Raw genomic sequence first — 26,396 nt, forward strand, 5'->3', positions numbered from 1 at the left:
CCTTCGTCGTGCAGACCCGCCGCTCAGGCCGGAGCGTCGTTCGGGTCGAGTGAGCGCAGCGCGTCTTCCTCGACCTCGTTGTCGGCCGTCAGCTGGTCCTCGGTGTGCTCGTCGCCGCCGAGCGCCGCATCGCGGTCGGGGCTCGCGTCGCCCTGGATGGCGCCGCGAGGCGATTCGCCGTGCGAGCTGTCGCCCTGGATCGCACCGCCCTGGGCTGCGCCCTGAGCGTTGCCGTCTTCGGCCTCGCCCTGGATGGCACCTCGGGCTGCATCGCCGTGCGAGCTGTCACCCTGGATCGCACCGCCCTGCGCTGAGCCCTGAGCGTTTCCGTGCAGCTCGTCGCGTTCGGCCGTCGACTGTCCGTCGGGCGCCGTGTTGTGCTCAGGGTTCTGCTCGGGCGAACCCTCAGCGGGCTCTTCGGCGTGCGGGGTGCGTCCTGTGTTCTGGTCCATGCGGCGAACGTACGTCTGCCCCGGCCATGCGTGGAGGGCATTGACAAACCGCATCCACGCGCTCAGAACGGGGTCAGTCCTTCTTCGACGTGCGGATCGGCGTCGTGACGGCCGCCTCGTCGCTGAACTCGACCGGATCCGCCTTCTTGTCGAGCATCTCGGCTTCATCGACGACGTTCAGCGGCCTGGTCTCATCGAGCGTCATCAGGAAGCGGCTGTTCTCGGACCGGTGCAGACGACCGGAGGTGAAGACCCAGATCGCGCCGATCGCGCAGGCGACGAACCCGGCGGTGCCGCCGAGCATGATCGCGTTGCGAGGACCGAACGTGTCGGCGACCCACCCGGCGATGGGGGCTCCGACCGGGGTCGACCCCATGATGACTGCCATGTAGAGCGCGAGCACACGGCCCCGGAGAGCCGGTGCCGTCGTCATCTGCACGTAGCCGTTCGCGGTCGTGAGCAGCGTCACGATCATGAAGCCCGTGAAAGTGAGCGTGACGGCATAGGAGATGTACGTGGGCATCGCCGCCGACATGAAGGCCGCGATGCCGAAGCCGCCTGCCGCGAAGATCACGACCCGCACCCTGGCGCGGTCGCGTCGGGCGGCCAGCAGCGCGCCGGCGAGAGAGCCGATCGCGAGCACCGAGCTCAGCACGCCGTATCCATCGGCTCCCGCCCCGAACTCGAGCGCCATGGTGGAGGCGAAGATCGGGAAGTTCATGCCGAACGCGCCGATCAGGAACACCGTCACGAAGACCACGCGCAGGTCGCTGCGCCCCCACACATAGCGGAAGCCTTCGGCGAGCCCGCCGGGGCGGCGGTTCTTGAGCCGCGGCGCCAACTGGCCGGTGCGCAGCAGGAGCAGCGCGACCAGCATCGCGAGGAACGTGACGGCATTCGCGATGAACACCCAGCCCGATCCGATCGCGACGATCAGCAGGCCACCGACCGCAGGGCCGATCATGCGGGCGAGGTTGAAGGATGCCGAGTTCAGGGCGACCGCGTTCGACGTGTCGCCCGACGAGACCATGTCGGAGACGAACGCCTGCCTGGCCGGTGCGTCGAACGCGTTGACGACGCCGAAGCCCGCGGCGAAGCAGAACATCATCGGCAGAGTCATCACGCCGTTGAGCAGCAGCACGCCCACGGCGATCGCGAGCAGCAGCAGCGCCGATTGCGTGGCCATCAGGATGCGCCGGCGCTCGAACCGGTCGGCGACCCAGCCGGTCAGGCTCACGAGCACGAGCGGCGGCCCGAACTGCAGCGCCATCGTGACGCCCATGGCCGCGGCGTCGTTGTCGGTGAGCTCGGTGAGCACGACCCAGTCCTGGGCGGTCGCCTGCATCCACCCGCCGATGTTCGAGACGAGGGCGCCGGCGAACCAGATGCGGTAGTTGATGTTCGAGAACGAACGGAACATCGCGCTCATCGGTCGACCACCTTTCGCATCAGGGCGCTGGCTTCGCGCAGCGTCGCGAGTTCTTCCTCCGTGAAGTCGAGTTCGCCGAGCATGTCGGCCAGCAGCTCATCACGACGCTTGATGGTCTGTGCCACGATCTCGGTGCCCGCGTCGGTGATGTCGACCTGCACGCGTCGGCGATCCTCGGCATCCGGAGTGCGGACGACGTAGCCCTGCTCTTCGAGGCCGTTGATCATGTTCGTCATCGACGGTGCGGTGACCCGCTCGCGCTCGGCGAGGGCCGTGATCGTGCGGCGGCCGTGCATGCGCAGCGTGGCGAGCACGGCGAGCTGCGCATCGCTCATCGCGTCGACGGCTCGGGCGCATCGCAGGCGCCGTGCGAGTCGAAAAGTCGCCATGCGCAGGTCTGTCGCGGTGAGGTGGAGGGATTCATCAGACGCAGACATTACTTAGACAGTCTAAGTAATTTTCGGCAGAATCGGAAGTCGGATGCCGAGGCCGGCCAGAACCACAGGCCAGAATGGACGGGTGACCCGAACCCCCGCCATCGAAATCGCCGTCCAGGATCCTGCCGGAGTCCGCATCGCCGGAGCCGTCGGCGCAGCCCGCGTCGAACTCGCGCAGGCGCTGCCGCTCGGTGGCCTGACGCCCTCGCTCGCCACGATCGAAGGGGCGGTCGAGACCGCTCGCACCGCGGGTCCCGAGGTGCACGTGCTGATCCGCCCCCGCGCCGGTGGATTCCACTACGACGCCGACGAGATCGCCCTCTCCGAGCGGGACGTCCGCGCGGCGATCGAGGCCGGCGCTCACGGCGTCGTGATCGGTGCGCTCGATGCGGAGGGGCGCCTCGACCTCGACGCGATGGCCCGGCTGCGGGACGCCGCGGGCGGAGCATCCGTCACCCTCCATCGGGCGATCGATGTGACCGCCGACCCCATCGCCACGCTCGTCGCCGCGCGCTCGCTCGGCCTCCGCCGGGTGCTCACGTCAGGAGGGGCGTCGGCCGCGATCGACGGCATCGACACCCTGCGCGCCCTGGTCGCCGAGGCCGCGGGCGCGATCGAGATCATGGCGGGAAGCGGAGTGGATGCCGCCAGCGCCGCCGCTCTCGCCGCGACGGGCGTCGACGCCCTGCACTTCTCGGCCAAGCGCACCGTGCACGAAGACGGCGGAGTGCGCATGGGGTCGGCCTCCGACGGCGTCGGCGGCTACGAGGTCACCGACCTCGCGATCGCCCAGGGCGTCATCGCCGCGCTCGGCGCCTGACCCCGCCGCGCTCGGCGCCTGACGCGCGCCGCGGACGGCGCCCGACGTGCGCCGCGGACGCGGGGCCTGACGCACGTCGCGCACTCTCAGTAGGGTGGGGGCGTGACGGATACGCGTGAGTTCACGGATGCTGACGGCATCGCCATCGTCTACGACGTCCACCAGGCGGCGGGGGATGCGCGAGGAGTCGTGCAGCTGCTGCACGGCGTCGGCGAGCACGCGGGTCGCTACGGCACGCTGATCGCGGCTCTCACGGAGGCGGGCTTCCACGTCTACGCCGACGATCACCGCGGCCACGGTCGCACCGGCATCCGACAGCACGGGGGCCCCGCGAAGCTGGGCCGACTCGGCAAGGGCGGTCTGATCGCCGCCAAGGATGCCGTCTGGCAGCTCACCGGCATCATCAAGGACGAGCATCCTGATCCTCCGCTCGTGCTGCTGGGGCACTCGTGGGGGTCGTTCCTCGCGCAGATGCTCGTGAACGACCATCCCGAAGCGTGGGACGCCGTGATCCTGTCGGGCTCGGCCCTGCGGATGCCCGGTTCGCTCAACGCCGCACCGTTGAACGCCCGCTGGGCCGACGACGACGCCACGGGCCTCGAGTGGCTCAGTCGTGACCCCGCTGTGTGGAAGGAGTTCGACGAGGACCCGCTGACCACCGACGTTCCGCTGCTGAAGCTGTTCGGCCCGATCGAGGCCGCGAAGCTCTACGGCCGACCCCGCAAGGAACTCGGCCGCGACATCCCGATGCTGCTCCTCGTGGGCCGAGATGACTCGGTCGGCGGCCCCCGGAGCGTGCACAAGCTCGCCGACGAGTACCGCACGCGCTCTGGGCTCACCGACATCACGACGCTCGTCTATCCCGATGCGCGTCACGAGATCTTCAACGAGCTGCAGCAGGACGAGGTCCGCGCCGACATCCTCTCGTGGCTCGACTCGCACATCCCCGCGCGCTGAGCCGCACCGCACCCTCCCGCGCGTCCGCGTGTTACGCCCCGTGAACGGGTGTTACAGCGGGTGAATCCGCGTGACGCCGACCCGACATATCGGTCTCTCCTCCGCATAGATTCGCCGCGAGAGGGAGGTGCGTGGTGGGTTTCGAAGACGAGTGGCGGGCGTGGCACGAGTCGCGCGAGCGGTATGCCGGCGCGGAGTACGGTCCGGCCGCGCTCGAGTCGACGAACTGGCTCATCACCGAGCCCGCTGCCGTGGAGGGGGTTCCGGGGCTCTGGGCGCTCACGGGAGACGGCGGGATCCGCGGCAGTGATCTCGGTACCTCCGGCTCGGTCGTCACCCTGCGCGGCAGCGAGTCGCTGAGGCTCGGACGCCGCGAGCTGCGCGTGTTCGACCGACGCGGCACGGTCGCCCTGCGGGTGTTCAATCCGAGGCGCCCCGAGCGCGAACGGTTCAGTGCGATCGACGCGTATCCGCCTCGGGAGGGCTGGCGGATCGCTGCGGCGTTCGAGCAGACGCCGGGGGAGACGATCGCTGTCACGGCGATCGATGGACACGTCCACGATTCCGACCTCGCGGGCCGGCTGCACTTCGCTCTCGACGGGGTCGCCGTGACTCTCGCGGCCACCCGCACCCCGCAGGGCGCTCTGACGGCGGTCTTCGCCGACGGGACGAACGGCACCGAGACCTATCGATTCCGCTTCCTGCCGATCGAGGAGCCGGCCTCAGACGGATCCGCGGTCATCGACTTCAACCGGGCCTACCTGCCGCCGTGCGCGTTCTCGGACCAGTACGTCTGCCCGCAGCCGCCGGCCGGCAACCGCTTCTCGGCGCCGATCCGCGCCGGAGAGCGTGCGGTGGTACTCGGGCGCTGAATCCGCGGGTTCACCGCGCCGGTGCGACGACCGCGGCTTAAGCTGTAACCGTGCACGGTGAATACAAGGTTCCAGGCGGAAAGCTCGTCGTCGTCGACCTCGAGGTCGAGGACGGCAGGATCGCTCGCTTCCACCTCGCCGGCGACTTCTTCCTCGAGCCCGACACGGCTCTCGATGACATCGACCGGGCGGTCACCGGTCTGCCGGTCGAGACGGATGCCACGGCCATCGCCGCGGCGGTGCGAGGTGCCCTACCCGAGGGTGCGCAGCTGCTCGGCTTCACGCCCGAGGCGGTCGGCACCGCGGTGCGCCGTGCGCTGGTGACGGCACCGGGCTGGAACGACTTCGACTGGGAGATCGTGCACGAGAAGGCGGTCTCGCCGCGCATGAACCTCGCGCTCGACGAGGTGCTCACCTCTCGCGTGGGCGAAGGGCGCCGACGCCCGACACTGCGCATCTGGGAATGGGACCAGTCGGCCGTCGTCATCGGCTCGTTCCAGTCGTACCGCAACGAGGTCGACCCCGAGGGTGCTGCTCGTCATGGCTTCGACGTCGTCCGCCGCATCTCGGGCGGTGGCGCGATGCTCATGGCCGCGGGGCAGATCATCACGTACTCGCTGTACGTTCCGGCATCCCTCGTGCAGGGCATGACCTTCGCCGACTCGTATGCCTTCCTCGACGACTGGGTGCTGCAGGCGCTGCGCTCGCTCGGGATCGACGCGATCTACCAGCCGCTCAACGACATCGCCAGCTCGTCGGGCAAGATCGGCGGAGCCGCGCAGAAGCGCCTCGCGAACGGGGGAGTGCTGCACCATGCGACGCTCTCGTACGACATCGACGGTCAGATGATGACCGAGGTGCTGCGCATCGGCCGCGAGAAGCTCAGTGACAAGGGCACGACGTCGGCGGCGAAGCGCGTCGATCCGCTGCGCAGCCAGACCGGTCTCGCGCGGGCCGAGATCATCGAGCGCTTCAAGGACACGTTCCGCTCGCTGACCTCCGCCGAAGACGGTGCGATCACCGCCGACGAGTACGCCGACGCCGAGGCGCTGGTGGAGTCGAAGTTCGCCACCGACGCGTGGCTGCAGCGGGTTCCGTGACCGACCCCGCTCCTGCGCCGGAGGTCGCGCCGGAGGATCCCGCTTCCGTCGATCCGGCCCCCGTCATCCGCGGCGATGTGTCGATCCTCGAGGGCGACAATCTCGCCGCAGCGGCGACTCTTCCGTCCGCATCCTTCACGCTCGTCTACCTCGATCCGCCGTTCAACACGGGTCGCGCGCAGGAGCGACAGGTGGTCACCGCCCGTCGCACGTTCTCCACTCAGCAGGAGTCGGAGGCCGAGGGTGTCGAAGACCCGGAATCCCGCGGATCGGATGCCGCCGCAGCCCCCGTCGTGCTGAATTCTGAACCGGTGACGGCGCACTCCGAGGTGCGGCACGGGTTCCACGGCCACGCGTACGAGCGAGTGCGCGGCATGCTGCGCACCTACGACGACCGCTTCGACGACTACGGCGCCTTCCTGATGCCCCGGCTCGAGGAGGCGTGGCGGCTGCTCGCCGACGACGGCACGCTGTACCTTCACCTCGACTACCGCGAGGCGCACTACGCCAAGGTCATGCTCGATGCGGTGTTCGGCCGCGACTGCTTTCTCAACGAGCTCATCTGGGCCTACGACTACGGCGCGAAGTCGCGCCGTCGCTGGCCCACCAAGCACGACACGATCCTCGTCTACGTCAAGAACCCGCGCGAGTACGTGTTCAACGCCGACGACATCGACCGCGAGCCGTACATGGCTCCGGGGTTGGTCACGGCCGAGAAGGCCGCCCGCGGCAAGCTGCCCACCGACGTGTGGTGGCACACGATCGTCCCGACGACCGGGCGAGAGAAGACGGGGTATCCGACGCAGAAGCCCGAGGGCATACTGCGGCGGATCGTGCGCGCATCCAGCCGCCCCGGCGACCGCGTGCTCGACCTCTTCGCCGGCAGCGGCACGACCGGCGCCGTCGCCTCGGCTCTCGGCCGCGACGCGGTGCTCGTCGACGACAACCCCGAGGCGGTGCGCGTGATGACCGAGCGGATGCCGCACGCCGAGGTCACGCGCGTCGGCGAGTAGGCGGGCCTTTCTCCGCGCATCCGGGAATGTCGGATGCCTTGACCACCCTCGCAGTATGACCAGTTATACTCTTCCCATGAAGACGGCGATCTCAGTGCCCGATGGCGACTTCGCTCGTTTCGAACGCGTGGCTGCGCGACACGGGATGAACCGGTCGGAGTTCTTCCAGCTCGCCGGGCGACGACTGGCCGATGAGTTGGAAGGCTCTTCGGACCTGACCCGGATCGCGAACCAGATCTTGGCTCAGGCCGATACCGATGCAGACGATGAGTTGTTCGTGCGTGGCAACGAGCAGCGGCTGCGCGAGGGCACCGACTGGTGATCCGCCGCGGCGACATCGTCTGGGTCGACTTCGGGATTCCGCGCGGCTCGGAGCCGGCAAAAGTGCGACCGTCCGTCGTGGTGCAAGAGGACTGGCTGCTCGACACGAACATCAATACCGTCCTCGTCGTGCCGCTGACCTCGAACATCGCTCTCGAGGGCTTTCCCGGCAATGTCCTGGTGCCGGCCGCCGCGTCAGGACTCGATCGCGACTCGGTGGCGAACGTCGGTCAGATCGGTCCGGTCACTCGAGAGTTCGTCGACGCCTACCCAGCCGGCCACCTCGCGCCATATCTGATGGCGCAGATCGGCACCGGCATCCGTCTCGTCCTGGGAGTCTGAGGCGGCCGCTCTTCCACCACTCGCCGAGGGGGTCAATGCGGTCCGTGCTGGTTCGTGTGCTCGTGGCAGCGAGCCAGGAGGCCGGCGCGTCGTCTGATGGCGGCTTGGGCGCTCTCGGTGACGCTGCTCCCCTTACTGCTCGGGGTGGTGACATCGAGTTCGGGGCGGGCGAACAGGACGTCGTAGAACGGAGCGAGAGCCTCATCGGAGAACTTGAACGTGCGATTGAGTGTCTGCAGCGGGGTGCCCCACCGACTGCCGCTGTCGGCATTGATGTCCGCGCCTTCGTCGAGCAGGCGGGCGAGCAGAGGTGCTTCGGCGATGAAATCGTGGGCCGTCGCGCTCAGCAACACGTGCAACACGTTCACGTGGCTCTCGGTCGCTGCGCCGGCATCAGCACCGTCGTCGAGCAGTCGCGTGGCGATTGCGACCCGGCTGGCGGGGTCGCCGTTGCGCAGAGCCCGCATCAGCAGTGTCAATCCGTCTTTGTCGGCCCACGTCGCGAGCGAGGGCTCATAGTCGGCGAGAAATTCGGCCTCGCTCTGGGTCGCAGAGAAATAGACGCGGGGGTAGGCCATGATGTCGACTCTATGGGTGATTCGTAGACGCCGGCCCCGCGGCTCCGGGCCGTCCTGGTTCGCGCCCCAGCCGCGTGATCATGTCGAGAAACACGGGACGCTCCTCCTCTGCGAGCGGTGCCAGGAACACGGTCTGGGCCCGCTCGACGACGGCGTCGAGGCGCGCGAGCTCGGCACCGCCACGCTCGGTGAGCGACACGACGTTCCGGCGGCGGTCGGTGGGGTGTGCGGAACGCTCGACGAGCGCGTCCTCGCGGAGTGCGCTCACTGCGAGGGAGACGTCACTGCGGTCAAGCCCTGTCATGCGCCCGAGTTCTGCCTGGCTGACGGCGCCCGCCTCGTCGAGTGCTGCGAGGAGACGGTAGTGGTACGCCCGGGCGCCGGCATCGGCGAACAGCTCCTGCAAGAGGGAATGGGCGCGAAGGTGTGCCCGGCTGACCTGCCACGTCGCTCGATCGTCAAGACGTTCCATGCCCTCACCATACTCGTTGGTCACACCCACGATCTGTTATCGTTGGTGGCACCAACATACAGGAGGATCCATGATTCCGTTCGGCCCCCTACTCATCGGACAGGCGGAAAAGGCGCTGAACGCGCTCCTGCACACCGTGCTGGTCGACCGCCAGCTCTCCGAGCGCGAATGGGTCACCCTGCGCCTCGCCTCGCAATTCGACGGCGCGGGTGACGTCGCCGAGATCATCCGGGACAGAGCGCAGTTCGCGGATGCCGCGGACCTGCTGTCGACCCTCGAGCGGCGCGGACTCGTGGTCGGCCAGGCGCTCAGTACTGCGGGCGCGGAGTTGGTCGGCGAGGTCGGCGCGGAGATCGGAGCGCTGACAGGCCCGATCTGGGCGAACGTCGATTCCGCCGATGCCGAGGCTGCGGCCCGAGCGTTGAACAGCGTGCTGGAGCAGGCCAAGGCGCGATTGCGCGACTGACCCGTACCGGCCTCCGACGGCCGCACCCGCGCAAGGATGTGATCTACTCGTAGTGACCAAGAATGCGATCTGGGTCAGAACGGAGTATGGGGTGATCGTTCGACGGCTCTCGGTGGATCTCGAAGGCGCCACGGTCTCTGTCGCAGAGTGGACTGCGCCGCAGCCGAACGCTCCGACCGTCCTCCTCTTGCACGGTGGGGGCACCGACAGCGCCGAACTGTCGTGGGGCGACCTCGGTCCCGCCCTGGCATCCGCCGGCTATCGGGTGCTCGCACCGGATCACCCCGGTTTCGGTCGAAGCGCGAAGGCGACGTGGCCGCTCACACAACAGGCGCTGCTCGATTACGTGGGCGAACTGGTAGACCGCTTGGAGCTCGACGACTACGTCGTGGGTGGGCTGTCGCTCGGAGGCGGCCTGGCGATCGGGCACGCTCTCGAACGCCCGGGCCGGGCGCGTGCTCTTATCCTGCTCGGGAGCTTCGGGATCATGCCCCGGCTCTCAGACGGTCCGCTCAGCAGCCTGGGGCACTACTCGACGTATCTACTGCTCCGGTCGGGACTTCTCGCCGCGATCACGAGGTCGTATGCGAAGAATCCCGCGGCGATCGAACGCGGGCTGCGTTCCATCGTGCGCAACGAGTCGTCCAGGACCCCTGCCCTCGTCCGAGCCGTGACCGACGAGGCGTCATCCGGCACGGCTCTCGAGGTGTTCGGCGAGTGGCAACGAGAGCAGGTGCTTCCGCTCGGCCTGCGCACCGACTACACCGACCGCCTCGGCGAGATCTCGGTGCCCGCCCTCCTGGTGCACGGTGACCGCGACAGCGGAGTCGCGATCGCTCGCGCCCGAGCAGCGGCCGATCTCCTCCCGCTCGGAAGGCTGGTCGAGGTGCCGGGTGCGGGGCATTGGGTGCAGCGGGATCGTCCGGATGTCGTCACCGCAGCGATTCTCGACTTCCTCGAGAGCAGCATCTGATGCCGCGCCCGCGCCTCGACGACCGGCGAACCGCGATCCTCGACGCCGCCGAGCAGCTCGTCCTCGAGCACGGCTTCGACGCGACCAGTGTCGCGGCGGTGGCCTCACATGCGGGCATCGGCAAAGGTGCGGTGTATCTGGAGTTCGACAGCAAAGCCGACATCCTCGACGCGCTGCTGCAACGCGCGACTGCCCGAATGCAGGCGCGCGTCGATGCTGAGCTGGGCGACGACGTCTCGCTCAGCGGGGCCTATCGCTGCGCAGTGCGGGCGCTGCATGACGATCGTCTGATGACGGCGGCCTTACTCGACGATCGCGGCATCCTGGGCAGTCACGTCTCCGCCGTCACCGTTGGCCGCTACCGAACACGGCATCTGCTGGTCATCGAATGGCTCGTGCAGCTGCAGGATCAGGGTCGGCTTCGCGCCGACATCGACCCCGAGCATCTGGCCCTCGCGCTCTCGAGCGCGACAATCGGGCTGCTCTCCGCGAACGCTCTGCTCGGACCCCTCGACGCCGAGCAGCTCGAGGGCGCGCTCGCCGCCCTCGCGACGATGGTCTCGGCGTTCGAGGTCTAGGAGAGGTTCGCCGATCGCTGGCGGACCGCGTGAGGCGGTTCGGTCTCCGGTCGTTGCTGACAATGCTCGGGATGCCGATGGCCACCGGCATCCGCTGTCGATGGCGTGAGTCATTCCGCTTTCCTGTCTTCGTCGAGCACCTCGAACAGGCTCGAGAAGCCCTGATCACCGTGTCCGTCGGCGATGCGCCGATCCATGAGTCTCTTCACCTCGCGCATGCGGACCGCCTCGACGCCGAGCGACTCGCGATGGCTGATGAGGTCGTCCATGAGCGCCGCCTGCACGTCGAGAGAACCGAGGTCCGGCCCGTAGTCGCCGCTCGCGACCGCCGTGCCGAAGGCGTTCACCAGCGGCGCGTAGCCGCTGATGGAACCGGCGACCCGCTCCGCGAACGCGACCACGTCGGCGCCCTCCTCACGCACGAGTCTGAGCGTGTGCAGGAGTCCGATGAGGAACTCGTAGCCGACCGCCACCTGAGCCAGGAACTCCACCGCGGCGAGGCCGGGGTCCTCGCCGTAGTAGCTGGCGGTGCCGAGCGTCTCCAGCGTCGACCGCTGCGCCTCCCACGCTTCGCGGTCGCCGCTGAACGAGAGCATCATCTTCGGCGACCCGACGTACGGCGGGTCTCCCATGAGTCCGCCGTCGATGTACGACGCGCCCCGCTCGTGCGCCCACTCCGCGGTGCGGCGGGCCTGAGCGGGTGAACCGCTGGTGACGTTCACGAGCACGCGATCGACGGCGCCGTCGATACCGTGGAGCACCGCATCGACGGCAGCGCTGTCGCGCAGGCAGATGACGACGAGCGGGCTCGCGGCGACGGCATCCGACACGGTCGTCGCCACGGAGGCGCCGGCTGCGGCCAGCGCCTGCGTCCTGCTCGCGGTGCGGTTCCACACGGTCGTGCGGTACCCGTGGTCGAGAAACGCCTGCGCGATCGCCGTGCCCATGTTCCCGAGGCCGATCACGGTGACCTGACTGCTCATGTTCATGTCGTCCCTTCCTTCACTGCGTGGTCGTGTCGGTGGTGGTGGACGCCTCGGTGGCGCCCTCGTCGTCTGAGGTCAACCCGATTCCCCAGCTGGCTCCGCGCGCGACGAAGACCCCCAGCACGGTGACTCCGGCGAACACCAGCATCAGCAGCCGGGCCGAGGCGACGATGTCGGGCATGGCGAGGTTGACGAGTACTCCGGCCATCGCCGCGCTGAAGGCGCTGGCGATGATGAACACCGTGTTCACCGCGGCTGCGGCCTTGGCGCCCTCCTCGTCACCCGAGGTGCTGCCGAGTGCAGCGACGGTCAGGTGTGGGAAGCCCAAGCCGATGCCTGCGCCGGCGACGAACAGGGTGAGGAACCACAGCACCACGACGAGGGTCGACGGCCCCTCGTGCTGGAGCAGACCGTAGGCGGCGAGACCGATGGCGACCACCACCGGGCCGGTGATGATGAGCGCGCGCCGGGAGCGGATGCCCGAGGCGTTGGCCGTGAACACCTGGGTGATCGACCAGCCGAGCGAGAGCGCGGCGCCGAGGAGTCCGGCGATGAAGGGAGCCAGTCCGCCGATCTCCTGCCCGAAGAGCGGGATGAACGCCTCGGTGCCGATCGCGAACGCGAGCACGGCGACGGTGACGTACACCCAGCCGAGAGAGGAGCCGGCCAGGAACGTCACCCGGGGGAGGATGCCGTGGCTGCCGCGCTTCTCGTGTCGGAGGAACCAGATGCCCAGTGTCACGCCGACGATCAGGGCGACCGCGGTGCCGAGGCCCACGGGGACCACGCTGGCGACTCCGACCGCGGCGACGCCGCCGGAGAGCAGGAGGAGTGACGCCCACGGGAGGGATTCGCTCGATCGGCCGCGTGTGGTGCGCGGCAACGCGCGCACCACGACGATCCCGATGAGGGCGGAGACCACAGCCAGCCCGACGAAAGTGACTCGCCAGGCGTCCAACTGCGCGAAGATCCCTCCCACGACCGGACCGATGATGTTGCCGACGCCCCACATCGCCGAGACGAGTGCCGCGCCGCGAGCCCAGAGCCGCTCGGGCAGAGCGCGCTGGATGAGCGCGTACCCCAGGCCGGCGAGCAGCCCACCGCCGAGTCCCTGCACCGCCCGACCGAACAGCAACGCCGACATCCAGGGGCTCACCGCGCACAGCAGCGAACCGAGGGCGAAGAGGCCCAGTGCCAGCAGATACGCGCGCACGGCACCCTGCTGCGTGAGGATCCTGCTCACCAGCATCGAGCTGATCACGGAGGCCAGCAGGAACGTCATCATCGTCCACGCGTAGAACTCGGCGCCGCCGATCTCGCCGACGATCGTGGGGAGCAGGCTGGTGGTCAGATACACGTTGCTCGCTTCGAGCAGAACGCCACCGGCAAGTACGGAGGCGATGGGGGCATAGCGGCTGCCGAGCAGCTCGCGCCAGGTCCCGCGGGATGCCGTCGTCTGCGAGGTGTGCGTCATGGATCGGTCCTTCGTGGCGTGAGGAGGAAGAAGCGGAAGCCTCTGCGGCGCCGTTCTGGGCGGCTTTTCGTCAAGGTATTACCTCAAGTTAACTTGAGGTCAAGCATGAGGCGAAGGCGGCTTCTGCATCCCCATGTCGAGGTCCTTCCGAGTCGCCACGTGAGAGTGTGAGAGTCATGACCGAGTACGTCGAAGTGCAGACCGCCGCGGGGCGGGTTCGCGGGCGCTGGCGCCCGACCACGGGCGGACGAGGAGCTCCGCGGTCGGCGGCGTTTCTCGGCATCCCGTTCGCGGAGGCGCCGATCGGAGCACTGCGATTCCAGGCGCCGGTGCCGAAGGCGCCGTGGGAGGGCGTGCTCGATGCGCTCGAGTTCGCCGCCACCGCGCAGCGGGGTGACCCCGGGGTGACGCTGATTCCCGAACCGAGCGTCGAGGGTGACTCGACGCTGAACGTCAACGTGTTCACTCCGGATCCCGCGGCGGCAGGTCTCCCTGTGCTCGTGTGGATCCACGGTGGCGGCTACTTCGCCGGCTCGCCCGCGAGCCCCTGGTACGACGGCCGCAACTTCAATCGAGACGGCGTCGTCACCGTGTCGATCTCGTACCGGCTCGGTTTCGACGGATTCGGCTGGATCGAGGATGCCCCGTCGAATCGTGGTGTGCGCGACTGGCTGCTGGCCCTCGAATGGGTGCAGCAGAACATCGCTGCATTCGGCGGAGACCCCGGTCGCGTGACGATCGCCGGACAGTCCGCGGGCGGCGGGGCGGTGCTCACTCTGCTCGGCATGGAGAAGGCACAGCACCTGTTCCACGGGGTCTATGCGATCTCCGGTGCGCTCGGCGATGTGTCGCCGGCTCGCGCTGAGACGCTCGGACGCGCGCTCGCCGCCTCGGGCGGAGTCTCACCGACCATGGCCGGGCTGTCGACTCTGCCGGAGGAGCGCCTGCTCGCGCTGCAGAAGAAGGCGACCCAGATCGGACCGTCCTCGATGACGACGATCATCGACGAGGGCCTGCCGCTCGGCCCCGCCATCGACGGCGACCTGCTGCCGCGGCCGACCCGGGAGTCGCTGCGGGCGGGCATCGGCGCCGACAAGCCGCTCGTGATCGGCGCCACCGACGACGAGTTCACGATGGCTTTCACGGGCAAGGCGGCGACGGCGCTCCGATGGGTGCCGCAGGCGGTGCTGCTCAACCGCTTCGGGGTGTCGAAGAGCAGCCGTGCGGAGTACCTCGCCGCGAACGCCGACGTCGCTCGCCTCGGCAAAGCGCGCCTCGCGGGGCGCGTGCTCACCGACCGGATGTTCCGCACCACGGTGCCGAGGATCGCGGCCGACAGGGGTGACGCGCCCACCTGGCTCTACCGTTTCTCCTGGCCGTCCGGACGCTTCGGCTTCGCGGAGCACTGCCTCGACGTGCCGTTCTTCTTCGACTGCCTCGACGGCCCGGCGATGGAGCCGCTCGCCGGACCGAACCCGCCGCAGGAGCTCGCCGACGAGGTGCACGGTGCGGCGGTCGCGTTCATCACCGCCGGCGATCCGGGCTGGACGAGACACGAGGGGGAGGCCGGTGTCGTGCGCGTCTACGACCGCCCCACCCGCGATGTCCCGGAGGCGTATGCGTCTGTCCGGGCGCTGCTCTGAGCCCAGTGGTCGCCTGACGAGGCGGTCGGGGTCACCCCACCCGGTAGGCGCGGTAGCGCACGGCATCCGCTTGCCGCTGGGCGGCTGAGAGGAACAGCGAACGCTGCAGGTGTGCGAGCGACGGTGCCGACGTCTCGATCTGCACCGTGGTGCGGAAGTAGTACGAGCCGGGGCCGACGTCCTCGCCGCGGCGCAGCTGCTCGAGCACGTCGGGGGTTCCGGTGCGGAGCCCCTTCGCGTGCAGCAGCAGTAGGTCGCCGTCACTTGTTCGTGCCGAGTAGCGTCCGTCGATCTCGATCGTGCCGTCGGGGCGGACGATCTGCCAGTCGGCGCCACCGGGGAGGATCTCGGCGTCGACGGCGCCGGTGATGCGCCCACCGAGGATCGGCACGACGCGTCGGTGGCCGACGCTCGTGCTGCCGTGGTCTTCGAGCGGACCGAGGTCGACGGTGACGTCGAAGGCGAACTCGAAGGTGGGCACCGGAAGCAGCTCGTGCAGGTCGGAGGCGCCCACGCCGTTGACGCTCATGCGACCGGGGTGAGCGACGCGCGCTCGTTCAGGACCGACGGCAGGAAGCCGGCCGCGGTCTTGTACCCGGTCGCGATCTGCTCGCGTTCGGCGAACGGGATCACGTCGTCGATGTCGTCGAATCCCTCGGGAGCGCGCTCGGCCGCGAGCTGCATGACGCGTTCGGGACCGGTCGCCCTGGTGCTCGCGAGCAGCGCCGTCATGGCCGGGCGTCGAGCGGCCTCGTATCCCGCGAGCGCCTCATCGATGTCGGAGGCACTGGCCAGATGGAAGGCGAGGGTGCGGGCGTCGAGGATCGCCTGGGATCCGCCGTTGGATCCGTTCGGGTACATCGCGTGCGCGGCGTCGCCGAGCAGTGTCGTGCGCCCGAACGTCCACTGCGGCAGGGCGTCGCGGTCGACCATGGGGTATTCGAGGATCTCGTCGGCCGTGGCGATCGCTGTCGGCACGTCGAGCCAGTCGAAGCTCCACTCGCGGAACAGCTCGGCGATCGGGGCGGGATCGCTCGCCCGGTTCCAGTCGGCGTCGCCCGTGCCCTCCACGCGGCGTTCGGCGATGAAGTTGACCAGCATCTGCCCGTCTGCTTCGACCGGGGCGAGGGGGTAGGCGACGAACTTCTGGTCGGCGTCGCCCGCCATGATCATGGTGCGGCCGTCGAGGAACGCGGGGATGCGCGTCACTCCACGCCACAGCGTCAGCCCGCCCCAGGGCGGCGCACCCTCGCTCGGGTACCGCAGTGCGCGCAATGCCGAGTGGATGCCGTCGGCGCCGATGATCACGTCGGCGGTCGCCTCGACCGTGCCGGAGGACGTCTCGAAGGTCGCCGTCTCGGTGCCGTCGTCGTTCGCGGCGACGCCGGCGAGGCGGTGATCGAGGCGGATGGGCTCGGCGAGACGCGCCTCGGCGAGGTCGCGCAGGGTGAGCTGCAGACGGCCGCGGTGCACCGAGAGCTGCGGCCAGCGGTACCCGGCGTCGAGGCCGCGCGGCTCATGCCAGATCGGCTGCCCGAAGCGGTTGTAGTACGCCAGCGTGCGGGGTTCGACACCCAACTCGGCGATGGTGTCGGCGATGCCGAGCTCGGTCAGCTCGCGCAGGGCGTGCGGCAGCAGATTGATGCCCACGCCGAGTCCGCGGATCGCGGTGCTGCGCTCGTAGACGGTGACGTCGTGCAGTCCGGCCTCGTGCAGGCTGATCGCTGCGGCGAGTCCGCCGATCCCTGCGCCGATGATGATGATCTTCATCGATCTCTCCTGTGTATGCTGCGTGTGATCTGCGGCGGTGTGCCGCAGCGGGTGGATGGGCGGTGCGGCTCTCAGTCGCGAACGTGCACGACGTCACCGCCGACGACCGTGACGGCGGTGCCCACGCTGATGAGCGCCTCGGTCGGGATCGCGAACGGGTCGACGGTCGACACCGCGATGTCGGCGCGGGCGCCGACGCGGAGCATCCCTCCTCCGCCCAGCACGAGTTCGGCGGATCCGCTCGTGTAGGCGGCGAGGGCCTCGGTGAGCGAGAGTCGCTGGGTGGCGTCGAGCGGTTCGCTCGGCGTGCCGTCGGGGCCGGGGAGCGTGCGGTTGACGGCCACGTGGATCGCGAGCCACGGGTCGGCGGGCGACACCGGCCAGTCCGATCCCATGGCGATCGCGGCCCCGCTGTCGGCGATCGCGCGGAACGGATAGCCGGCGCGCATGCGGGCATCGCCGATCATCGGCACGACGGCCGGATCGACGGCTGCCCACAGTCCCTGGATGTTCGCGGTGATGCCGAGCGGTCCGAAGCGGCGGGCGTCGTCGGGGTGCACCATCGACAGGTGCGCGAAGTGGTGGCGCTGACCGGTGCCGTTGGCGCGGCGAGCAGCCTCGACCGCGGCCAGCGCGACGCGCACTCCACGGTCGCCCATGATGTGCAGGTGCATCGCGAAGCCCTCGGCATCGAGCGAGACGACGAGCGCCTCGAGTGCTTCGGCATCGATGTGCAGCTCCCCGCTGCCCGCGTGGCTGCAGTAGGGCTCGAGCAGCGCCGCGGTCTCGCCGTGGGGCACGCCGTCGACCATCGCCTTCGCGGTCGACGTGTCGAAGCCCGCCGCGGCGTTCGCTGCACGCAGCGCGACGAAGCGCTCGACCAGCGCCGGCACCTGCACGGCCGTCGTGCCAGGGGGCACCCAGAGCGCACCCGAGGTGCGGCTGCGCAGACTGCCGTCGGCGATGGTCGCCAGGTATGCGCCCGTGCAGTCGGCCTTGCCGTTGTACTCGCCGAGGATCGCCTCATGCCATCCGGTGATTCCGAGAGTCCACAGGAACTCCTGCGCGTTGAGAAGACCGGCCGCGATCTCGGCATCCGTGCTCGGCGGCACGATCCGCCCCACGAGCTCTGCCGCCGTCTCGTTGAGGTAGCCGGTGGGGGCGCCCTGCTCGTCGTGATGGATGTGTCCGTTCGGGGGTGCGGGAGTGTCACGGTCGACCCCGGCGAGCTCCAGTGCGCGCGAGTTGACCCACAGCGTGTGGTGCCCCGCATCGCTCAGCGCCACAGGGCGGTCCGGCACGATCGCATCGAGCATCTGCCTCGTCGGGTGGGGGAACAGCTCGTGGCTCCAGCCGCCGCCGGTGATCCACTCGGCATCCGTCGTCGCGGCCGCAGCCGCGATCAGCGACAGCGTCTCGTCGACGCTCGTCGCCGAGGTCAGGTCGCAGCTGAGCCGCTCGACACCGGCGAACGCCGCATGGATGTGCGCGTCGACGAACCCGGGCAGGATGCCGCCGCCTGCCGCGTCGATCACGCGGGTGTCGGGCCCTGCGAGGGCACGGATCTCGTCGTCGGTCCCGATCGCGATGATGCGCTCGCCGCGGATCGCGATGGCCGTGTCGGCGGTGCCGATCCGGCCGTCGAAGACGCGGCCGTCGACGATGCACACGTCGGCGGATGAAGTGCGGGTCATGGTCGTGCCTCTCGTCGTTGCGGCCTCGCCGCTCGGGTCCTGCTCGTCGATCATCTCGTCACACCACTCGGAACACGCGGATGACGACCTGGTCGTCTCCGGGTCGTGCGTAGCCGACGAACTGCGACTCGGCGAGCCAGCGCAGCGGCTCGGCATCCGTCTGGAAGACGAACGCCGTGCGGTAGTACAGATCCTGCTCGGAGGGCTGGCCGCCGGCCTGGAACTGGGCGATGGCCGCCTCGTTCGCCCGCCAGTAGCCGCGGTTCACGACATCGACGAGGTGTCCGTCGATCTCGATCAGATAGTGCGCGTCGAGCTGGGTCGTCACGCCGTGATCGACCCACCAGTCGCCGCCGCCGGGCACCACTCGCCCCTCGGCGCGGGGTCCGGAGAGTCGCCCGCCGGTGATCGCGGTGAAGTGCAACTCGCCGCCCTCGCCTCGGCCGATCCGCTGGGGTGGGGTCACTTCGACCTGCAGCTCGAAGCAGTACTCGAACGCGGGGGTCATCAGCTCGGTGTCGGTCATCGCCGTCTCCTCTTCGTCGGTCGGTCGAGCCCGATCGTGGGGATCGGGGTCGTGCGCACGGGAATGCGCCGCTGCGGTACCCAGCCGTCGCCCGGAATCGAGTCCAGCAGCAGACGTGTGTACTCAGCCTGGGGGTCGTCGAGCACGGTTCCGGTATCGCCGCGTTCCTCGATGCGACCGTCGCGCATGACGACGACCTCGTCGCACAGGCGGCGGATGACGGTGAGGTCGTGGGTGATCATCAGCAGGGCGACGCCCGTGTCGAGACGGATGCGTTCGAGCAGCGACAGGATCTCGACCTGCGTGGTGACGTCGAGCGCCGACACGGCCTCATCGAGCACGAGGATGCGCGGTTCGGCGGCGAGGGCCCTCGCGATCGCGACGCGCTGGCGCTGCCCGCCCGAGAGTGACCGGGGTCGCGCATCGAGCAGGGCGGTGTCGAGGTGCACCGACTCCATCAGCGCCGATACCCGTGCCGCGAGTGCCGCGCGGTCGTCGTCGCGGCGGTGCACGCGGATCGCCTCGGTGAGGCACTGCCGCACGGTCTGGCGTCGATCGAGCGACTGGTACGGATCCTGGAACACCATCTGGGCGGTCTTCGCGCGGGTGCGGCGTTCGGCGCCGGATGCTGCCGGTGCGCTCCAGTCGTGCCCGGCGACGCGCACGGTGCCGGCGTCGGCGCGCTCGAGGCCGCAGATCACGCGGGCGGTGGTCGACTTGCCCGATCCGGACTCCCCGACGATGCCCAGCGACCCACCGGCCGCGAGGGCGAACGACACGTCGTCGACTGCGGTGAGGATGTCGTGCCCTCGACCGTGCGCCGCGCGCACCCGGAACGACTTCTTCAGCCCGTCGACACGCAGCAGCGGCTCGGATGCGGGTTCGGCCACGGGAGCAGGGGGCGCCAGGGGCACGGCGTCGAGCGAGGCCGACATCAGGATGCGGGTGTAGTCCTCGGTGGCATCCGCGCGCATGCTCGATCCGCGCAGCGTCTCGATCGTGCGGCCCTGCTTCATGACGACCACTCGATCGCACACCGCTCCGGCGAGAGCGAGATCGTGCGTGATGAACAGCAGCGACAGGTCGCGGTGGCGGCGCAGGTCGCCGATCACGGCCATGACCTCTTCCTGCGTCGTGACGTCGAGGGCGGTGGTGATCTCGTCGGCGAGCAGCAGCCGAGGGTCCATCGCCAGGGTCGACGCGATCATCACGCGCTGCAGGAGTCCGCCCGACAGCTCGGCCGGTCGCTGTCGCAGCCGCCGGGCGGGAGAGGGGACTCCCACCTCGTCGAGCAGCTCGACGGCTCGCCGCTCGGCCGCATCGGGAGTGAACCCGGCGACCGTGACCAGCGCTTCGGTGAGGAAGTCGCCGATCGTCCGGAGCGGATTCAGGTGTGCACGCGGCGTCTGGAAGGCCATGCCGATGTGCAGCGCCCGCAGCTCGCGGCGTCCTCTCTCATCGAGGGCCGCGAGGTCCTGACCTTCGACGCGGATCGTGCCTCCGGTGGTGAAGGTCTCAGGCAGGAGGCCGGCGATCGCTCGCACGCTGAGCGTCTTTCCCGAGCCGGACTCGCCGACCAGGCCCACCGATTCGCCGAGGGCGACGTCGAGCGTGCAGTCGTGCACGAGGGTGCGGGGGCCTTCGGGCGTCGGCATCCCGATCTCGAGACCCTGCAGTTCCAACACGGGTGTCGTCATCGTTCCTTCTCCTCTGCCCAGGTGGTGGTGCGGGCGCCGATGATGCCGACCGAGAGCACCGTGATGACGATCAACAGGGCGGGGAACAGCGACTGCTCGGGTGCCCCGGCGAGGATCGCGGCCTGGCCGCCGGCGATCATCGAACCCCAGTCGGCGGCGGGCGGCTGCTCGCCGAGGCCGAGGAACGAGATCGCCGCGAGGTCGAGCATCGCGTAGCCGAATCCGATGGTCGCCTGAGCCGCGACGACCGGGATCAGCGCGGGGATCAGATGGCGGAAGCAGATCGCGGCGCTCGAGACGCCCTGCACCCGTAGCGCGGCGATGTAGGGGCGGCCGAGCTCTCGGGATGCCGCCGTCTGGGCCAATCGGGCGACGACCGGGATGTACGCGATCGAGAGAGCGGCGACGGGGGCGACCAGTCCCTTGCCGAACATCGCGACCGCGAGCACGGCGAGCACCAGGCCGGGGATCGCGAAGATCACATCGATCAGCCGGGCGATCGTGCCGCGCACGACGCCGCCGAACCAGGCCGAGGTGATGGCGAGCGTGAGGCCGAGGGTGGTGGACAGCAGCACGACGATCACCGGGGCGACGACGCTCGCGGATGCGCCGACCAGCACCCTCGACAGGATGTCGCGGCCGAGGTCGTCGGTGCCGAACAGGTGGTCGAGTGAGGCGGGGCCGTTCGTCGGCCCGGCATACAGCTGGTCGGGTGAGTACGGGGCGAGCCATCGGCCGGCGATCGCGATCACGGCGACGGCGGCGAGCACGACGACGGCCACGACCACGAGGGGGTCTCGGCGGGCGAGCCGACGAGTGGCTGCGGGGATGCGCCCCGCGGCGAGCTGACCGACGCTCATGCGTTCCTCCTGGTTCCTGCGGAGTCGGGGTCGATGGCGGCGGCCAACAGGTCGGCGATCGCGTTGAGCACGACGAACAGGGCGACGAGCAGCAGGGAGACGACCTGCACGACCGGCAGATCCTTGCGGGCGGCAGCTTCGGTGAGCAGCGATCCGATGCCGCCGAGCCCGAAGGCCTGCTCGGCGATGGCCGAGGCGGCGAAGAGGCCGGCGATCGTCGTGCCGGAGATCGCGAGGATCTGCGGAGCCGCGTTGTGGAAGACGTGCCGGCGGAAGACCCGCCCCCACGGGATCCCTCGGACGCGGGCCGTCTCGACGTGCTCGGAGTGCAGCTGGGCGACCAGGGCGCTGCGGGTCACCCGGCTGATGTACGCGATGAACATCAGCGCGAGCGAGACCGCAGGCAGTACCAGGTGCCAGAGCCGATCGAGGCCTTCCTCACCGGCGCCGAACGTGGGGAACCAGCCGAGCGAGGTGGCGAAGATCCAGATCAGCAGGATCGCGACGATGAACGTCGGCAGGGCCATGCCGAGCGAGGTGCTGACCGAGACCACCATGTCGGTGCGGCGGCTGCTGATCGCGGCGAGGATGCCGGAGCCGAGGCCGAACACCGCGATGAGGGCGGTGGTCAGCAGCACCAGCTGGAACGTCACCCCGAACCGTGCGCCCACGAGCTCGGCGACATCGGTCTTGTAGACGAACGATCGACCGAAGTCGCCGGTGATGACGCCGCCGAGCCAGTGGACGTACTGCAGCCACACCGGGTCATCCAGCCGGTACTCCGCGCGGATCGCCGCGATGAGCTCCGGGGTCGGACGTGCTCCGCCCGCCAGTGCCGTCACCGGGTCTCCCGGCGTGAGCAGCAGCGCCGAGAAGATGACGACGCTGGCGAGGAAGAGCGTGAGCGTGAGACCGCCCAGCTTGCCGAGCAACGTCCTGATCATGATGTGGTCCGTTCCGTGGTCTCTGACGACTCACTCGCCGCCGAGGTGCAGCGCCCAGGGGGAGCTGTAGATCGCGACAGAGGTGGTGATGCCGGTGAGGTCGTCAGACAGGTAGGTGAGCTGGTACGCCCCGGCGAGGGTGACCTGCAGCTGATCGGGGGCGAAGATCTCCTGAGCGCTCACGAACGCGTCGGCCGCGGTCGTGGCATCCGTCGCGGTGCGTGCCGCCTGGAGGTCGGCCGTCACCTCGTCGTTCGCGTAGCCGGACCAGTTGAAGATGCCGCCGATCTCGGCCGGCAGCATGAACAGCTGCGGGTAGCCGAGCACGCCGGGAACCTCGAGGTAGCCGGTGGTGGCGACGAAGTCGATGCCCTCGCGCAGCTCGGGAGTGTAGAAGAGCGCCCCGAAGTCGGCCGGCTGACGCTCGTCGATCGTGATCGTGAGGCCGATGTCCTTCGCCGCGCTCTGGACGATGGATGCCGTCTGCGAGAACTCCTTGGCCCCGGCAGGAACAGCCAGCACCAGCGGCACCGAGGTGTCGATGCCGGATTCGGCGATCAGCTCCTTGGCCGCATCGAGGTCGACCTCGGGGGAGGGGAGAGCGTCGTAGGCATCCTGGTAGGTGTCCTTCGCCTCCATGCCGCTCCACACGAACGGCGGGACGATCGTCTTCTGCACCTCGCCGAGGCCCTGCAGCACGGTGTCGATGTAGACGCTGCGGTCGATCGCGAGGCTCAGCGCCTGGCGCACCCGCGGGTCGGCGGCTGCGCTGTCGGCGGAGGTCGGACCGAAGCTGTACGAGGCTGTGGAGGGTCCGGCGATCAGACGACCCTCGCCGTCCTCTGCTTCGAAGCTCTGACGCGACCCCGGGGGCACGTTGAATGCTCCGTCGATCTCTCCGGCCGTGAGGGCCGAGGTGAGAGTGGCGCCGTCGGTCACGAAGACGAAGCGGATGCGCTCGGTGAGCGGCGCACCGTTCCAGTAGTCCGGGTTCGCCGTGACCGAGATCTCGGTTCCGGGCGTCCAGTCTTCGAGCTGGTACGGACCCGCGCACATCAGGCCGCCGCCGGAGGTGCCCAGATCCTGACCGACGGTGTCGCCGAAGGCCTTGCTCATGACGGCGCCGCCTCCGCCTCCGAGCGCGTCGCGGAACGTGGTGTCGGGTGCCGTGAAGTGCACGATCACGGTGTCGTCGCCCGAGATCTCGATGCTCGAGATCAGTGCGAAGGCGGCGTACCACTGCGACGCGGGAGTGCGGTTGCGCTCGAGGCTGTAGGCGACATCCGCCGCGGTGACGGGGGTGCCGTCCCAGAAAGTGACGCCGTCTCGGACGGTGATCTCGAAGGTCACCGGATCGACCCACTCGGCCTTCTCGGCGATGCCGGACTCCAGAGTGAAGTCGGGTTCGACCGTGAGCAGGCTGTCGCAGAGGTTCGGGATGATGATGTTGGCCGATGACGAGGGATCGAGCGTCTGAGGCTCGCCCTCGACGACCGCCCAGGTGACCTCATCGACGGCGGTGGTGGCTGCGGGCAGCGCGGTGACGAGGGAGGAGGCGTCGATCTTCTCCGGTGAGGAGTCGGTCGTGCCGGTGCGCGGAGCGCAGGCGGTGGCGGCGAGAACGGTCACTGTCGCCAGGGCGGCGGCGGCGACGAGTCGGCGTCGGGTGGTGCGGGTCATGTCGGGTCCTCTCAGGTGCGTGCAGCGGGGGCGTCGTCGACCCCGCCAGGAGTGGTGGTGCAGGCAGTGCTGGTGGAGCGGGTGGTGCAGGGAGTGCGGGTGGTTCAGGCAGTGCAGGTGGTGCGGTCAGTGCGGGTGCTGCGACTCATCTGACGACGTAGACGCGGATGCAGATCTGCTCGTCTTCGTCGCGGGCCAGGCCGATGAACTGATTGCGGCTCAGCCAGCTGTGCGCCGGTGCGTCGGTCTGGAAGACGGGAGCGGTGCGGAAGTACGACGTGCCGTCTGGTTCTTCGCGGTAGTAGCCGCGGTTGAGGATGTCGATCGCCGCACCGTCGTCGGCTCGCAGCAGGTAGCGCGCTTCGAGTTGGAAGGTGCCGTCGCGCTCGACCGACCAGTCGCCGCCGCCGGCGATCACGGTGCCGCGCAGCAGCGGGCCGTCGACGGTGCCGCCGGTGATGGGGGTGAAGGCGAGTACCTCGTGCGGGCCACGACCCAGGTGGATGTCGGTGTCGACGTCGACGCGGATCTCGAAGGCGTACTCGAGGATCGGCTCGGGCAGAGCGGCGGGAGCAGTCATGACAGTTCTCCATCCAGGACGGGAAGGTGGATCGTGAGGCCGTCGGATCCACCGATCGTGAGGTGCTGCAGGTTCGTCGCCGTCGGACCCCAGGCCCAGGGGTCGGCGCCCGTGCCGGTCTGCGGCACGAACTCGGGGTAGTCGCTGCTCGACACGTGCACGCGCAGGCGGTGTCCGGCGCGCAGCCGGTACCCGACCTGACCGAGATCGAGGTCGAGGGCCGCGGGTTCTGTGGCGCCGGTGACCTGGCGTTGCCCGCGGGCGATGCGCAGTGCCGTGCCGTCTGGTGAGACATCGAGCAGTCGGACGAACAGATCCATCACGGGGCCGTCCGAGCGGACGGTCGCGGTGGCGGTCACGGGGCCGGCGAGGTCGACATCGGCCTCGACCGCAGCGGAGGTGAAGACGAGCACGTCGTCGCGGGCGCCGATCGGTGCCTCGTCGGGCAGCTCGAGCAGGAACGAGAAGGCGTCCTCTGCACTCGACGGCACGAGGTCGTCGGGGTCGTGCGTCCACGTCGCCTCGGTCGGCTGCGCCGCGGCATCCGTCGTGAGCCCTCCCTCGGCTGTCGCCTGCAGCGCGACGGTGCGGATGCCGGCGGGCGGCCACGCCGCATCCGTCCGCTCTTCGTCTGTGCCGGCGAGGTTCCACCGCACGGCGGGGATGTCGGCGGGGGTGCCGTTGCCGCGCACGTACACCTCGAAGAACTCGAGCGTGGGGTCGAGGGTGCGGGGGAGCAGGGCGCGGATCTGCTCGTCGGTGCGCTCGGCGACGCGGTCGGCGGGGTCGCTCTGCAGTTCGTAGCCCTCGTGATCGATCGACTCGATGCGGAGGTGATGGTGCGCGGCCCACGCCGGGTTCTTCGTGATGTCCGCGACGTCGGCCCACGACAGGGGCGAGCAGTTGTCCCACCAGCCGATCGTGTGCAGCGCCGGAACCGAGCGCGCGGCGAAGGGTGAGCCGAGGGGGAACCGGGGCAGGTGCACCGGGCGCGGGTACCACTGGTCGTACGAGATCGAGCGCTCGCCGGCTTCGGCGAGGAACTCCTCGACCTGTGCCGCGAAGTCGCGTCGCGTCCAGTCGGGCTCCCACATGTAGGTGTCGTTGCCGTGGAAGTGGCTGACCGGATACAGGTAGGTGATGGTCCACTCGACGTTCGAGGTGCGCTCGCCGGGTGCGCGATGCACGGGCTCGCCGAGGCCGGTTCCCGTGACGCGGGGTGCGATCGCCTTGAGCGCGGGGTGGCCGGTCGCGGCCGCAGCCCACTGCGTGTAGCCGTAGTAGCTGTCGCCCCACATCGCCACCCGGCCGTTCGACCAGGGCTGCTGCACGATCCAGTCGAGGGTGTCCTCGCCGTCGCGCACCTCGTTCACGAAGAGCAGTGCCTCACCCTCGGAGCGGAACTTGCCCCGCACGTCCTGAGCGACCACGCGGTAGCCGTGCGCCATCAGGTACTCGGCGATGAGGGGGATGTAGGTGTAGCTGCCGCTCTTGTCGTAGGGGAGGCGGATGAGGATGGTGTCGCCGGCCGCGTCGCCTCCGTCGGCGGGGAGGTAGACGTCGGCCGCGAGCAGCACTCCGTCGCGCATCCGGACGCGGGCGGGGCGTGCCAGATCGCTCTCGGGAGCCGCGGGGATGCGGATGAAGCTGGTCATGACTCTCCTTCTGGACCTCGGCGCCGGGGAGGCCGCGGTGCTCGATGAATCACAACGTAAGTCCGTGGAAGTTAATA

General features: G+C 69.4%; 28 protein-coding genes. 11 read left to right on the forward strand and 17 right to left on the reverse strand.

The features are described 5' to 3' along the window. Positions 1–23: 23 nt before the first annotated feature. The 3 genes from RQG77_RS03650 to RQG77_RS03660 form a co-directional block, all read right to left on the reverse strand. Entirely contained in the window at positions 24–452 is a 429-nt protein-coding gene (locus RQG77_RS03650; RefSeq protein ID WP_311243492.1) for a hypothetical protein, read from the reverse strand. Between the two features lie 73 nt (positions 453–525). Further along, on the reverse strand, positions 526–1,872 hold the full coding sequence (locus tag RQG77_RS03655) for an MFS transporter (RefSeq protein ID WP_311243807.1): 1,347 nt from the start codon (positions 1,870–1,872) through the stop codon (positions 526–528). 5 nt (positions 1,873–1,877) lie between these two features. Continuing rightward, positions 1,878–2,318, reverse strand: a complete 441-nt coding sequence (locus RQG77_RS03660) for a MarR family winged helix-turn-helix transcriptional regulator (RefSeq protein ID WP_056517626.1) — start codon at positions 2,316–2,318, stop codon at positions 1,878–1,880. 82 nt (positions 2,319–2,400) lie between these two features. On the opposite strand from RQG77_RS03660, the gene RQG77_RS03665 reads away from it, so the two are divergent. The 7 genes from RQG77_RS03665 to RQG77_RS03695 all read left to right on the forward strand — a co-directional run bounded on the left by RQG77_RS03665 (position 2,401) and on the right by RQG77_RS03695 (position 7,743). Continuing rightward, positions 2,401–3,138, forward strand: coding sequence for a copper homeostasis protein CutC (locus RQG77_RS03665; RefSeq protein ID WP_311243493.1), 738 nt, complete (start codon positions 2,401–2,403; stop codon positions 3,136–3,138). 102 nt (positions 3,139–3,240) lie between these two features. Continuing rightward, positions 3,241–4,095 carry an alpha/beta hydrolase gene (locus tag RQG77_RS03670; RefSeq protein WP_311243494.1) on the forward strand — a complete coding sequence of 285 codons (855 nt, stop codon included), beginning with the start codon at positions 3,241–3,243 and terminating at the stop codon, positions 4,093–4,095. Positions 4,096–4,229: 134 nt separating this feature from the next. After that, a complete protein-coding gene (locus tag RQG77_RS03675) occupies positions 4,230–4,967 on the forward strand; it encodes a DUF1684 domain-containing protein (RefSeq protein ID WP_311243495.1) in 738 nt (245 codons plus the stop codon). Between the two features lie 50 nt (positions 4,968–5,017). Continuing rightward, positions 5,018–6,067: a lipoyl protein ligase domain-containing protein gene (locus tag RQG77_RS03680; protein WP_056517615.1), complete on the forward strand. Its 1,050-nt coding sequence runs from the start codon at positions 5,018–5,020 to the stop codon at positions 6,065–6,067. After that, positions 6,064–7,080, forward strand: a complete 1,017-nt coding sequence (locus tag RQG77_RS03685) for a DNA-methyltransferase (protein ID WP_396653385.1) — start codon at positions 6,064–6,066, stop codon at positions 7,078–7,080. The genes RQG77_RS03680 and RQG77_RS03685 overlap by 4 nt, the downstream gene beginning before the upstream one ends. A 76-nt stretch (positions 7,081–7,156) precedes the next feature. Further along, on the forward strand, positions 7,157–7,402 hold the full coding sequence (locus tag RQG77_RS03690; RefSeq protein ID WP_311243496.1) for a CopG family transcriptional regulator: 246 nt from the start codon (positions 7,157–7,159) through the stop codon (positions 7,400–7,402). Further along, a complete protein-coding gene (locus tag RQG77_RS03695) occupies positions 7,399–7,743 on the forward strand; it encodes a type II toxin-antitoxin system PemK/MazF family toxin (protein WP_311243497.1) in 345 nt (114 codons plus the stop codon). The genes RQG77_RS03690 and RQG77_RS03695 overlap by 4 nt, the downstream gene beginning before the upstream one ends. A gap of 32 nt (positions 7,744–7,775) precedes the next feature. Here the strand turns inward: RQG77_RS03695 and RQG77_RS03700 are convergent, their stop codons facing one another. Beyond that, positions 7,776–8,321, reverse strand: a complete 546-nt coding sequence (locus tag RQG77_RS03700; protein ID WP_311243498.1) for a hypothetical protein — start codon at positions 8,319–8,321, stop codon at positions 7,776–7,778. Positions 8,322–8,331: 10 nt separating this feature from the next. Continuing rightward, complete coding sequence (locus RQG77_RS03705; RefSeq protein WP_311243499.1) at positions 8,332–8,793, reverse strand: MarR family transcriptional regulator; 462 nt, start codon at positions 8,791–8,793, stop codon at positions 8,332–8,334. Positions 8,794–8,863: 70 nt separating this feature from the next. Between RQG77_RS03705 and RQG77_RS03710 the strand changes: the two genes are divergently transcribed. The 3 genes from RQG77_RS03710 (at position 8,864) to RQG77_RS03720 (ending at position 10,810) form a co-directional block, all read left to right on the forward strand. Beyond that, positions 8,864–9,259, forward strand: coding sequence for a hypothetical protein (locus tag RQG77_RS03710; protein ID WP_311243500.1), 396 nt, complete (start codon positions 8,864–8,866; stop codon positions 9,257–9,259). A gap of 91 nt (positions 9,260–9,350) precedes the next feature. Next, positions 9,351–10,232, forward strand: coding sequence for an alpha/beta hydrolase (locus RQG77_RS03715; RefSeq protein ID WP_311243501.1), 882 nt, complete (start codon positions 9,351–9,353; stop codon positions 10,230–10,232). Continuing rightward, entirely contained in the window at positions 10,232–10,810 is a 579-nt protein-coding gene (locus tag RQG77_RS03720; protein ID WP_311243502.1) for a helix-turn-helix domain-containing protein, read from the forward strand. The genes RQG77_RS03715 and RQG77_RS03720 overlap by 1 nt, the downstream gene beginning before the upstream one ends. Positions 10,811–10,920: 110 nt before the next feature. On the opposite strand, the gene RQG77_RS03725 is transcribed toward RQG77_RS03720, so the two are convergent. Together RQG77_RS03725 and RQG77_RS03730 are read right to left on the reverse strand one after the other, a co-directional pair. After that, positions 10,921–11,799: an NAD(P)-binding domain-containing protein gene (locus RQG77_RS03725; RefSeq protein ID WP_311243503.1), complete on the reverse strand. Its 879-nt coding sequence runs from the start codon at positions 11,797–11,799 to the stop codon at positions 10,921–10,923. A gap of 13 nt (positions 11,800–11,812) precedes the next feature. Then, positions 11,813–13,270, reverse strand: a complete 1,458-nt coding sequence (locus RQG77_RS03730) for an MFS transporter (protein ID WP_311243504.1) — start codon at positions 13,268–13,270, stop codon at positions 11,813–11,815. 176 nt (positions 13,271–13,446) lie between these two features. Between RQG77_RS03730 and RQG77_RS03735 the strand changes: the two genes are divergently transcribed. Further along, a complete protein-coding gene (locus RQG77_RS03735; protein ID WP_311243505.1) occupies positions 13,447–14,913 on the forward strand; it encodes a carboxylesterase family protein in 1,467 nt (488 codons plus the stop codon). A gap of 31 nt (positions 14,914–14,944) precedes the next feature. On the opposite strand, the gene RQG77_RS03740 is transcribed toward RQG77_RS03735, so the two are convergent. The 10 genes from RQG77_RS03740 to RQG77_RS03785 all read right to left on the reverse strand — a co-directional run bounded on the left by RQG77_RS03740 (position 14,945) and on the right by RQG77_RS03785 (position 26,319). Then, the gene (locus RQG77_RS03740) at positions 14,945–15,442 is read right to left on the reverse strand and encodes a DUF3237 domain-containing protein (protein WP_311243506.1); all 498 of its coding nucleotides are present in this window, start codon (positions 15,440–15,442) and stop codon (positions 14,945–14,947) included. Beyond that, the gene (locus RQG77_RS03745) at positions 15,439–16,683 is read right to left on the reverse strand and encodes a flavin-dependent oxidoreductase (protein WP_311243507.1); all 1,245 of its coding nucleotides are present in this window, start codon (positions 16,681–16,683) and stop codon (positions 15,439–15,441) included. The genes RQG77_RS03740 and RQG77_RS03745 overlap by 4 nt, the downstream gene beginning before the upstream one ends. A 71-nt stretch (positions 16,684–16,754) precedes the next feature. Then, a complete protein-coding gene (locus RQG77_RS03750) occupies positions 16,755–18,377 on the reverse strand; it encodes an amidohydrolase (protein ID WP_311243508.1) in 1,623 nt (540 codons plus the stop codon). 58 nt (positions 18,378–18,435) lie between these two features. Then, positions 18,436–18,903, reverse strand: coding sequence for a DUF3237 domain-containing protein (locus RQG77_RS03755; RefSeq protein WP_311243509.1), 468 nt, complete (start codon positions 18,901–18,903; stop codon positions 18,436–18,438). After that, positions 18,900–20,600 carry an ABC transporter ATP-binding protein gene (nikE, locus tag RQG77_RS03760; RefSeq protein ID WP_311243510.1) on the reverse strand — a complete coding sequence of 567 codons (1,701 nt, stop codon included), beginning with the start codon at positions 20,598–20,600 and terminating at the stop codon, positions 18,900–18,902. Before nikE ends, RQG77_RS03755 begins: the two co-directional genes overlap by 4 nt. After that, a complete protein-coding gene (locus RQG77_RS03765; RefSeq protein ID WP_311243511.1) occupies positions 20,597–21,460 on the reverse strand; it encodes an ABC transporter permease in 864 nt (287 codons plus the stop codon). The genes nikE and RQG77_RS03765 overlap by 4 nt, the downstream gene beginning before the upstream one ends. Continuing rightward, positions 21,457–22,404: an ABC transporter permease gene (locus RQG77_RS03770; protein WP_311243512.1), complete on the reverse strand. Its 948-nt coding sequence runs from the start codon at positions 22,402–22,404 to the stop codon at positions 21,457–21,459. Before RQG77_RS03770 ends, RQG77_RS03765 begins: the two co-directional genes overlap by 4 nt. Before the next feature lie 30 nt (positions 22,405–22,434). After that, complete coding sequence (locus tag RQG77_RS03775; protein WP_311243513.1) at positions 22,435–24,084, reverse strand: ABC transporter substrate-binding protein; 1,650 nt, start codon at positions 24,082–24,084, stop codon at positions 22,435–22,437. Between the two features lie 145 nt (positions 24,085–24,229). After that, entirely contained in the window at positions 24,230–24,664 is a 435-nt protein-coding gene (locus RQG77_RS03780; protein WP_311243514.1) for a DUF3237 domain-containing protein, read from the reverse strand. Next, complete coding sequence (locus tag RQG77_RS03785) at positions 24,661–26,319, reverse strand: CocE/NonD family hydrolase (RefSeq protein WP_311243515.1); 1,659 nt, start codon at positions 26,317–26,319, stop codon at positions 24,661–24,663. The genes RQG77_RS03780 and RQG77_RS03785 overlap by 4 nt, the downstream gene beginning before the upstream one ends. Positions 26,320–26,396 lie beyond the last annotated feature (77 nt).

The organism is Microbacterium sp. WCS2018Hpa-23 (assembly GCF_031843845.1).
Taxonomy (GTDB): domain Bacteria; phylum Actinomycetota; class Actinomycetes; order Actinomycetales; family Microbacteriaceae; genus Microbacterium.

Bases quoted from the DNA above. Each gene is read 5' to 3' on its own strand.
- RQG77_RS03655 (WP_311243807.1), bottom strand. From the start codon at position 1,872: ATGTTCCGTTCGTTCTCGAACATCAACTACCGCATCTGGTTCGCCGGC.
- RQG77_RS03660 (WP_056517626.1), bottom strand. From the start codon at position 2,318: ATGTCTGCGTCTGATGAATCCCTCCACCTCACCGCGACAGACCTGCGC.
- RQG77_RS03690 (WP_311243496.1), top strand. From the start codon at position 7,157: ATGAAGACGGCGATCTCAGTGCCCGATGGCGACTTCGCTCGTTTCGAA.
- nikE (WP_311243510.1), bottom strand. From the start codon at position 20,600: ATGACGACACCCGTGTTGGAACTGCAGGGTCTCGAGATCGGGATGCCG.
- RQG77_RS03735 (WP_311243505.1), top strand. From the start codon at position 13,447: ATGACCGAGTACGTCGAAGTGCAGACCGCCGCGGGGCGGGTTCGCGGG.
- RQG77_RS03730 (WP_311243504.1), bottom strand. From the start codon at position 13,270: ATGACGCACACCTCGCAGACGACGGCATCCCGCGGGACCTGGCGCGAG.
- RQG77_RS03750 (WP_311243508.1), bottom strand. From the start codon at position 18,377: ATGACCCGCACTTCATCCGCCGACGTGTGCATCGTCGACGGCCGCGTC.
- RQG77_RS03745 (WP_311243507.1), bottom strand. From the start codon at position 16,683: ATGAAGATCATCATCATCGGCGCAGGGATCGGCGGACTCGCCGCAGCG.
- RQG77_RS03740 (WP_311243506.1), bottom strand. From the start codon at position 15,442: ATGAGCGTCAACGGCGTGGGCGCCTCCGACCTGCACGAGCTGCTTCCG.
- RQG77_RS03710 (WP_311243500.1), top strand. From the start codon at position 8,864: ATGATTCCGTTCGGCCCCCTACTCATCGGACAGGCGGAAAAGGCGCTG.
- RQG77_RS03720 (WP_311243502.1), top strand. From the start codon at position 10,232: ATGCCGCGCCCGCGCCTCGACGACCGGCGAACCGCGATCCTCGACGCC.
- RQG77_RS03770 (WP_311243512.1), bottom strand. From the start codon at position 22,404: ATGATCAGGACGTTGCTCGGCAAGCTGGGCGGTCTCACGCTCACGCTC.
- RQG77_RS03705 (WP_311243499.1), bottom strand. From the start codon at position 8,793: ATGGAACGTCTTGACGATCGAGCGACGTGGCAGGTCAGCCGGGCACAC.
- RQG77_RS03775 (WP_311243513.1), bottom strand. From the start codon at position 24,084: ATGACCCGCACCACCCGACGCCGACTCGTCGCCGCCGCCGCCCTGGCG.
- RQG77_RS03725 (WP_311243503.1), bottom strand. From the start codon at position 11,799: ATGAACATGAGCAGTCAGGTCACCGTGATCGGCCTCGGGAACATGGGC.
- RQG77_RS03755 (WP_311243509.1), bottom strand. From the start codon at position 18,903: ATGACCGACACCGAGCTGATGACCCCCGCGTTCGAGTACTGCTTCGAG.
- RQG77_RS03765 (WP_311243511.1), bottom strand. From the start codon at position 21,460: ATGAGCGTCGGTCAGCTCGCCGCGGGGCGCATCCCCGCAGCCACTCGT.
- RQG77_RS03785 (WP_311243515.1), bottom strand. From the start codon at position 26,319: ATGACCAGCTTCATCCGCATCCCCGCGGCTCCCGAGAGCGATCTGGCA.
- RQG77_RS03650 (WP_311243492.1), bottom strand. From the start codon at position 452: ATGGACCAGAACACAGGACGCACCCCGCACGCCGAAGAGCCCGCTGAG.
- RQG77_RS03780 (WP_311243514.1), bottom strand. From the start codon at position 24,664: ATGACTGCTCCCGCCGCTCTGCCCGAGCCGATCCTCGAGTACGCCTTC.
- RQG77_RS03700 (WP_311243498.1), bottom strand. From the start codon at position 8,321: ATGGCCTACCCCCGCGTCTATTTCTCTGCGACCCAGAGCGAGGCCGAA.